The sequence below is a fragment of the Streptomyces djakartensis genome (genome assembly GCF_014651075.1).
GTDB lineage: Bacteria > Actinomycetota > Actinomycetes > Streptomycetales > Streptomycetaceae > Streptomyces > Streptomyces djakartensis.
The window spans coordinates 361,677-369,413 of the sequence record NZ_BMWE01000008.1 but is presented as its reverse complement, the minus strand read 5'-3'; the positions used below and the strand labels follow the sequence as shown (position 1 = coordinate 369,413).

Genomic DNA, 7,737 nt, shown 5'->3' with positions numbered 1-7,737 from the left:
CAGCGTTCGTCCTGAGCCAGGATCAAACTCTCCGTGAATGCTTTCCACGGGAGCGGAACAGTCGGAGGAATAATCCGACCGTTCACAGCGTCCTCGCTGTGTTATTTCAAAGGAACCTCGCCTCGGCCGTGATGGCCGGAGACGGGGTATCAACATATCTGGCGTTGACTTTTGGCACGCTGTTGAGTTCTCAAGGAACGGTCGCTTCCTTTGTACTCACCCTCTCGGGCTTTCCTCCGGGCGCTTCCCTTCGGTCTTGCGTTTCCGACTCTATCAGATCTTTTCTCGATCCGATTTCCTCGGTGCTTTCCAGGTTCCCGCTCTCGCGTTTCCCTTTCCGGCGCTTCCGACTTTATCAGAAGTTTCGAGCCGCATTGACCGGCGACTCATTTCCGATTTATCGGGAGGGGCTTCAGTGAAATCAACGTTTCACGAAGCAGACAGATGCTCACTGTAGCCGGTTCGGGGCTGCACCCCGCCTCCAGGCAACTGTTCGAATCTACCTCCCCGCACTCGCCGTGTCAACGGCTCCTGTGGGGCGAAGAGGAGACTAGCAGCTGAACAGACGTGTCCGCACATCAGGCGGCCATACCGAGGTTCAGGCGGCTGTAGGGACGGTGGCGCTGCGTTCCGCCGCCTCGACATCACCGGTCTCACCAGCGCGGGCGGCGCGGCCCCCCACTACGTACACGTAGAGCAGGAAGGTCATTTCGGCGACGACTCCGATGGCAAGGCGGGCCCAGGTCGGAAGACCGGACGGCGTGACGAAGCCTTCGATGGCGCCGGAGACGAAGAGCACCAGGGCAAGGCCTATGGCCATGCCGATAGCGGCTCGTCCCTCTTCGGCGAGAGCCGAGCGTCGCGTGCGGGGGCCCGGGTCGATGAGGGTCCAGCCCAGGCGCAGGCCGGTGCCCGCGGCGACGAAGACGGCGGTCAGTTCGAGCAGGCCGTGCGGGAGGACCAGGCCGAGGAACGTGTCGAGGCGGCCGGCCGAGGACATCAGACCGAGGCCGACACCGAGGTTGAGCATGTTCTGGAAGAGGATCCAGATGACCGGAAGCCCCAGGAAGACGCCGAGGATCAGGCACAGGGCGGCGGCCCAGGCGTTGTTCGTCCAGACCTGGGCGGCGAAGCTCGCGGCCGGGTGACTGGAGTAGTACGTCTCGTACTGGCCGCCTGGCCGGGTGAGCTCGCGCAGCTCGCTGGGCGCCGCGATGGAGGCCTGTACCTCCGGGTGGGTGCCGATCCACCAGCCCAGGAGGGCCGCGACGACCGTGGACAGCAGCGCGGTGGGCACCCACCAGTGGCGTGCTCTGTAGACGGCGGCGGGAAAGCCGTGGGCGATGAACCGGGTGACGTCGCGCCAAGAGGCGCGGCGGGTACCCGTCACCGTGCTGCGCGCGCGGGCCACGAGCTGGCTGAGCCGACCGGTCAGCTGCGGGTCCGGGGCGCTGGACTGGATCAGGGAGAGGTGTGTGGCGACCCGTTGGTAGAGGGTGACGAGTTCGTCGGCTTCGGCGCCGCTGAGGCGGCGCCGGCGGCGGAGCAAGGCTTCGAGGCGGTCCCACTCCGCGCGATGGGCGGAGACGAAGACGTCGAGGTCCATCGGTGTGCCTGCTCCTCGGCTGTTCGTCGGCGACTCTCGTGGATCAGCTTGTCGTACTGCGACGCGATGCGCCCTCAGCTTGGCAGACTGGCCCTGTCGGGGGGCAGGGCAGGGGAAGGACGGCGGGCGTGAGTGAGCTGGTGACGGGCGAGGCGGTGGCGTTGGAGCTGCGCCCCGCGAGGCTGCCCAGCAGGGCGTTGGCCGTGTTGCTGGATCTCGTGGCGGTCATGGTGGTCTTCGTCGCGGTGACCATCGCGCTGGTGGCATCCACTGCCTCGCTGGACGAGGCGGCCCAGACGGCGCTGTCGATCGCGGCGTTCGTTCTTGTGCTGGTGGGCGTGCCGATCGCGGTGGAGACGCTCAGTCACGGGCGGTCGCTCGGGAAGATGGCCTGCGGGCTGCGTGTGGTGCGGGACGACGGGGGGCCGATCCGGTTCCGGCATGCGCTGGTGAGGGGCTTGATCGGGGTGATCGAGATTCTGATGACGTTCGGGATCGTCGCCTGTATCGCCTCGTTCGTGTCGGCGCGCGGGCGGCGGCTCGGTGATGTGTTCGCGGGGACTCTCGTCGTGCGTGAGCGGGTTCCCGTCACGCCGACCGGTTTCGTGCCGCCTCCTCCGCCCTGGCTGGCGGGGCGGTTCTCACAGCTCGATCTGTCCTCGGTGCCCGACGGTCTGTGGCTCGCCGTCCGTCAGTACCTGACCCGCATGCAGCAGTTGGACCCGCAGGTGGGCTGGTCCATGGCGGAGCGGCTGGCGTCGGATCTCGCGCAGCGCACGGGTGCTCCGGTGCCGCAGGGTGTCCCGCCGGCCGCTTACCTGGCGGCGGTCGTGCAGGAACGGCAGGCGCGGGAGGCGCGGCGGGCGTTCGGGAACGGGCCCGACTCCGCTGCCGCTCCGGCCGCTGAGACGGGCTCGGCCGCGGAGCGGGCTTCGACCGCGGACATGGCCCCGGCCGCGTACGCACCGCCTGCGTACCCATCGCCTGCGTACGCTGCCTCTCCGGTCGTGCCGTCCGCTCCGGAGTCCGGGGCCACCGGGCTGTCGGCCGAGACGAGGCCGGCGCAGGCGGAGGAAGTACCGGCGGGCGACCGTCCCCGCACCGGGTTCGTGCCGCCGGCCTAGTGGCGGGCGGGCGGCCCGCCCGGCCGGGCTGGGCTGTCCGCTCAGGTGAACTGCGACGGTGGTGATTCGAGGTCCTCGAGTTCGACGCCGGGGGCCGCGAGGACCACGTCGCCGGCGATGTGCACGGTGTGCTGCTCGCCCGTGTCCAGGGCTGTGACCTGGTACTCGTCCACGGTCAGGGGGCCGTTGTCAGTGGCGTGTGCTTCTCTCTTCAGCAACGCCCACGACTGGTCCACGGTGCGCGGGGCGAGGACCGGGTCCGTGAAGGCGACGAGGCGTACGCGGGTGGCGGCAGCCGAGGGGGTGAGGCGCAGGAGACGGGCGGTGGCGACGAGGAACGCCGGGGAGGTGCCGGTGAAGGCGTGGGCCCGGACATTGCCTTCCGTGGCTTCGGTTCCGGTGGGGTCGGTGCGGACCCAGGTGACGCCGTCGAGAGCGGCGCCGCGGACCTGCCAGGCGGCGGCGTGGAGTTCGAGGCGGAGGGGGCGGCCGAGTTCGTCGAGGGTGAGGTCGACGGAGCCGTGGTGATCGCCCGAGGGGGTGGTCACCTGGGAGACGTAGCGCCAGCCGGAGGGGCCGGGGGCGCACTGGAAGTGTTCTTCCGCGAGGGGGGTGTGATCGTGCGGATCGTGGAGCGAATAACGGCCGCGGGGCATGGGGGTCCTGGGTCCTGACGGGCGGGCCGGTCACCGGCCGGGCGGAACGGGGCAGGCCCCCGGCACGGGGGTGCGGGGGCCTGCCTCGGAGTCCTGACCGGCAGCGAACTGACCGGCAGCGGTGCTGCTCGGATCAGTAGCGGTAGTGGTCCGGCTTGAACGGGCCCTCGACCTGGACGCCGATGTACTCGGCCTGCTCGGGGCGGAGCGTGGTCAGCTTCACGCCGAGCGCGTCGAGGTGGAGGCGGGCGACCTTCTCGTCGAGGTGCTTGGGCAGCACGTAGACGCCGGTCGGGTACTCGTCGGGCTTGGTGAACAGCTCGATCTGGGCCAGGGTCTGGTCCGCGAAGGAGTTGGACATCACGAACGACGGGTGGCCGGTGGCGTTGCCCAGGTTCAGCAGGCGGCCCTCGGACAGGACGATGATCACCTTGCCGTCGGGGAAGGTCCAGGTGTGGACCTGCGGCTTGACCTCGTCCTTGACGATGCCGGGGATCTTGGCGAGGCCGGCCATGTCGATCTCGTTGTCGAAGTGGCCGATGTTGCCGACGATGGCCTGGTGCTTCATCTTGGCCATGTCCGAGGCCATGATGATGTCCTTGTTGCCGGTCGTGGTGATGAAGATGTCGGCCTTGTCGACGACCTCGTCGAGGGTCGTGACCTGGTAGCCGTCCATCGCGGCCTGCAGGGCGCAGATCGGGTCGATCTCGGTGACGATCACGCGGGCGCCCTGTCCGCGCAGGGACTCCGCGCAGCCCTTGCCCACGTCGCCGTAGCCGCAGACGACCGCGGTCTTGCCGCCGATGAGGACGTCGGTGGCGCGGTTGATGCCGTCGATCAGCGAGTGGCGGCAGCCGTACTTGTTGTCGAACTTCGACTTGGTGACGGCGTCGTTGACGTTGATCGCCGGGAACAGGAGGGTGCCGTCGCGCTGCATCTCGTACAGGCGGTGGACGCCGGTCGTGGTCTCCTCGGTGACACCGCGGATCTCGGAGGACAGCTGGGTCCACTTCTGGGGGTTCTCGCCCAGGGTGCGGGTCAGCAGTTCGAGGATGACGCGGTGCTCGTCGGACTCGGCGGTGTCGGGCGAGGGGACCTTGCCGTCCTTCTCGTACTCGACGCCCTTGTGGACGAGGAGGGTGGCGTCACCGCCGTCGTCCAGGATCATGTTGGGGCCGCCGGTGGGGCTGTCCGGCCAGGTCAGCGCCTGCTCCGTGCACCACCAGTACTCCTCCAGGGTCTCGCCCTTCCAGGCGAAGACCGGGACGCCCTGGGGGTTGTCCACCGTGCCGTTCGGGCCGACGGCGATGGCCGCGGCGGCGTGGTCCTGCGTGGAGAAGATGTTGCAGGAGGCCCAGCGGACCTGTGCGCCCAGGGCGACCAGGGTCTCGATGAGTACGGCGGTCTGCACGGTCATGTGCAGTGAGCCGGTGACGCGGGCGCCGGCCAGGGGCTGCGCCTCGGCGTACTCCTTGCGGATCGCCATCAGGCCCGGCATCTCGTGCTCGGCGAGGGTGATCTCCTTGCGGCCGAAGTCGGCCAGGGAGAGGTCGGCGACCTTGAAGTCCTGTCGGTTCTCGACAGTCGTCATTGCGAGCTGCTCCTCGGGTTCGGGTCGAGGTGGGTACGGCTGGTCTGCGCGGCGGCGGACACAGGGGTGCCCGGAAGAGGACACAGGCATGCCCGCGTACGCGCAGCGCAGTCCGTCGGAGGCCCTCTCTCCCTCGGCCGGTCCGCCATGGGACCGCCCGACCGCCATCAGCAGCGACGTCTGGCTCCGTCCCAAGCTACACCGGGAGGCCGGGCCGTCCCCAGTCCGCCTCCGAACAGATCTCGCCATCGGGGGAGGGTGGGCCGGGAGGACGCGGGTCCTGAAGAGGGCGGCGGCAGGTCAGTGGCGGTGGGGTGTGCGGGGGATGAGGGGGAGCGATAACAGGACACCAACGAACGGTCGGCAGGAGGCCGCAAAGCCGGAGGTTACGGGATCTTCGAGCCTTTGAGTCTGCGGCGAGGTGGTGCAGGATGCCCCGGAGATCTGAACCACCGATCGATCGTGCGGGGCGTCCGGTACGGCGATTCCGCAGACAAAGGCGTTAAGGAGATCGACGTGACCAGTCCGGCCGGCCCTCCCCCCTCGGGCGGCGGCATAGGCGAGCAGAAGCGTTTGAGGCTGCTCGCGGTGACCGCCTGCCCGACCGGCATCGCTCACACGTACATGGCGGCGGAGAAACTCGCGCAGGCCGCCGAGAGCCGCGGTATCGACATGAAGGTGGAGACGCAGGGGTCCATCGGGGCTGAACCTCGATGACAACGATGTCAAGCATGCCGACGGCATCATCGTCGCCGCGGACAAGGACGTGGACCTGAGCCGCTTCGCGGGTAAGCGGGTCCTCACCGTCGGGGTGGCGGAGGGGATCCGTCACCCGGAGCGGCTGATCGAGCGGGTGCTGTCGGCGCCCGTGCACGCGGAAGGGGGCGCCCCGACGGCGTCCGCGGCCGGTGGCGGCAAGGAGCGGAGCGTCGGGTACAAGGCGCTGATGAACGGGGTCAGTTACATGATCCCGTTCGTCGTGGTCGGCGGGCTGCTGATCGCGATCTCGCTCTCGCTCGGCGGCCACGCCGACCCGTCGGGCGGTCTGGTCATCCCGAAGGACTCCTTCTGGATGGACGTGAACAACATCGGCGTCATCGGCTTCACGCTGATGGTGCCGGTCCTGTCCGGCTACATCGCGTATGCCGTCGGGGACCGGCCCGCCCTGGTGCCCGGCATGATCGGCGGCTGGATCGCCAACACCGGGGAGCTGTACGGCTCCAAGGCGGGGGCCGGGTTCATCGGGGCGATCGTGACGGGGTTCCTCGCCGGGTATCTGGTGGTGGGGATCAAGAAGGTCAAGGTCCCGAAGTTCGTTCAGCCGATCATGCCGATCATCGTGATCCCGATCGTGGCGACCACGGCTCTGGGGCTGTTCTTCGTCTACGTCATCGGCAGGCCGATCTCCTGGGTGTTCGAGCACCTGACCGGGTGGCTCAGTGGGATGACCGGGACCAGCGCGATCCTGCTCGGGGCGATTCTGGGGCTCATGATCGCCTTCGACATGGGCGGGCCGGTCAACAAGACGGCGTTCCTGTTCGGCACCGGGCTCATCGCGACCGGCAACCAGACGGTCATGGGCATGTGCGCGGCCGCGATCCCGGTCATGCCGCTGGGGCAGGGCCTGGCCACGCTGATACGGAAGCGGCTGTACACGGAGCAGGAGCGGGAGACCGGGTTCGCCTCGCTGTTCATGGGGTGCTTCGGGATCTCGGAGGGTGCGATCCCGTTCGCGGCGGCACGGCCCGCGCAGGTCATCCCGGCCAACATGCTGGGCGGCGCGGTCGCCGGTGCGGTCGCGGGGACCGCCGGGGTCGAGGACGCGGTACCGCACGGCGGGCCGATCGTGGCCGTGCTGGGCGCGGTGAGCGGCGTGCCGATGTTCTTCGTGGCCGTGGTGATCGGCTCGGTCGTCACCGCGCTGGCCACCGTCGCCCTGGTCGACCTGAGTGAGCGCAGGCGAAGTGGGGAGGCGGTCGGCGGCGTGGGCCCGGCGGGAACGGAGCCCGCGCTGCTGAGTGTGGGTGCCGGAGGGGCGGAGGCCGGCGGTGTCGTGGCGCAGCCGGCCGTGCGCGAGACGGGGGCGGTCGGTGCGAGTGGGGCTCCCGCGGCCGTCCCCGCACAGCCCGCGGCTCCGGAAAAGGCGGCGAAGTCCGCCGACACCGTTCCGGCAGCGGAGGCGGGCGCGGGCGAGGGCCTCGCCTGCTGTCTCACCCGGCAGACCGTCAAGGCCGGACTCCGCGCGGGCGACAAGGAGTCCGCGATCCGGGAGATGAGTGAGTTGCTGGCCCGTACCGGCAGGGTCGCGGACGTGGACGAGTTGGTGGCGTGCGCGCTTCGGCGGGAGGCCCAGGGCACGACCGGACTCGGTGAGGAGATCGCGATTCCGCACGCCAAGACGGACGCGGTGACGGAGCCGGTCGTCGGGTTCGCCCGCTCCGCGGATGGCGTCGAGTGGGACTCGCTGGACGGTACGAAGGCGAGGCTGGTGTTCATGATCGCCGTACCGGAGGCGGCGGCGGGCGACGAGCACCTGCGGATTCTGTCGCTGCTGTCGCGGAAGCTGATGGACGCCGGGTTCCGGGAGCGGCTGCTGGCCGCGCCGGACGAGTCGGCCCTCCTCGGTGTGTTGCGCGAGGTCGGGTAAGCAGGTGACCGGGTCCGCGGCCGGACATCGGACGCGGGCCCGCGCGGCCCCGTCGCACGGGGGCGTTGGGCTCTGCGCCCGCGGAGAGGCCGCATGAGGAGGCACACGTGTCC

Annotated in this window: 4 protein-coding genes and 1 pseudogene; 2 read left to right on the top strand and 3 right to left on the bottom strand. The window is 69.5% G+C overall.

The genetic code is table 11. From position 1 onward, the window contains the following. Nucleotides 1–598: 598 nt before the first annotated feature. A complete protein-coding gene (locus IE212_RS16770; RefSeq protein ID WP_190198634.1) occupies nucleotides 599–1,606 on the bottom strand; it encodes a stage II sporulation protein M in 1,008 nt (335 codons plus the stop codon). A 128-nt stretch (nucleotides 1,607–1,734) separates the two neighbouring features. Between IE212_RS16770 and IE212_RS16765 the strand changes: the two genes are divergently transcribed. Beyond that, nucleotides 1,735–2,730, top strand: coding sequence for an RDD family protein (locus IE212_RS16765; RefSeq protein ID WP_190198633.1), 996 nt, complete (start codon nucleotides 1,735–1,737; stop codon nucleotides 2,728–2,730). A gap of 41 nt (nucleotides 2,731–2,771) precedes the next feature. Here the strand turns inward: IE212_RS16765 and IE212_RS16760 are convergent, their stop codons facing one another. Together IE212_RS16760 and ahcY are read right to left on the bottom strand one after the other, a co-directional pair. Beyond that, the gene (locus tag IE212_RS16760; RefSeq protein WP_190198632.1) at nucleotides 2,772–3,386 is read right to left on the bottom strand and encodes a hypothetical protein; all 615 of its coding nucleotides are present in this window, start codon (nucleotides 3,384–3,386) and stop codon (nucleotides 2,772–2,774) included. A 133-nt stretch (nucleotides 3,387–3,519) separates the two neighbouring features. Further along, entirely contained in the window at nucleotides 3,520–4,977 is a 1,458-nt protein-coding gene (gene ahcY / locus IE212_RS16755) for an adenosylhomocysteinase (protein WP_190198631.1), read from the bottom strand. Nucleotides 4,978–5,493: 516 nt separating this feature from the next. On the opposite strand from ahcY, the pseudogene IE212_RS16750 reads away from it, so the two are divergent. Then, a pseudogene (locus IE212_RS16750) lies at nucleotides 5,494–7,624 on the top strand (fructose-specific PTS transporter subunit EIIC). Nucleotides 7,625–7,737 lie beyond the last annotated feature (113 nt).

Excerpts from the sequence above, each read along its gene's own strand:
- ahcY (WP_190198631.1), bottom strand. The coding sequence starts at position 4,977 with ATGACGACTGTCGAGAACCGACAGGACTTCAAGGTCGCCGACCTCTCC.
- IE212_RS16760 (WP_190198632.1), bottom strand. The coding sequence starts at position 3,386 with ATGCCCCGCGGCCGTTATTCGCTCCACGATCCGCACGATCACACCCCC.
- IE212_RS16770 (WP_190198634.1), bottom strand. The coding sequence starts at position 1,606 with ATGGACCTCGACGTCTTCGTCTCCGCCCATCGCGCGGAGTGGGACCGC.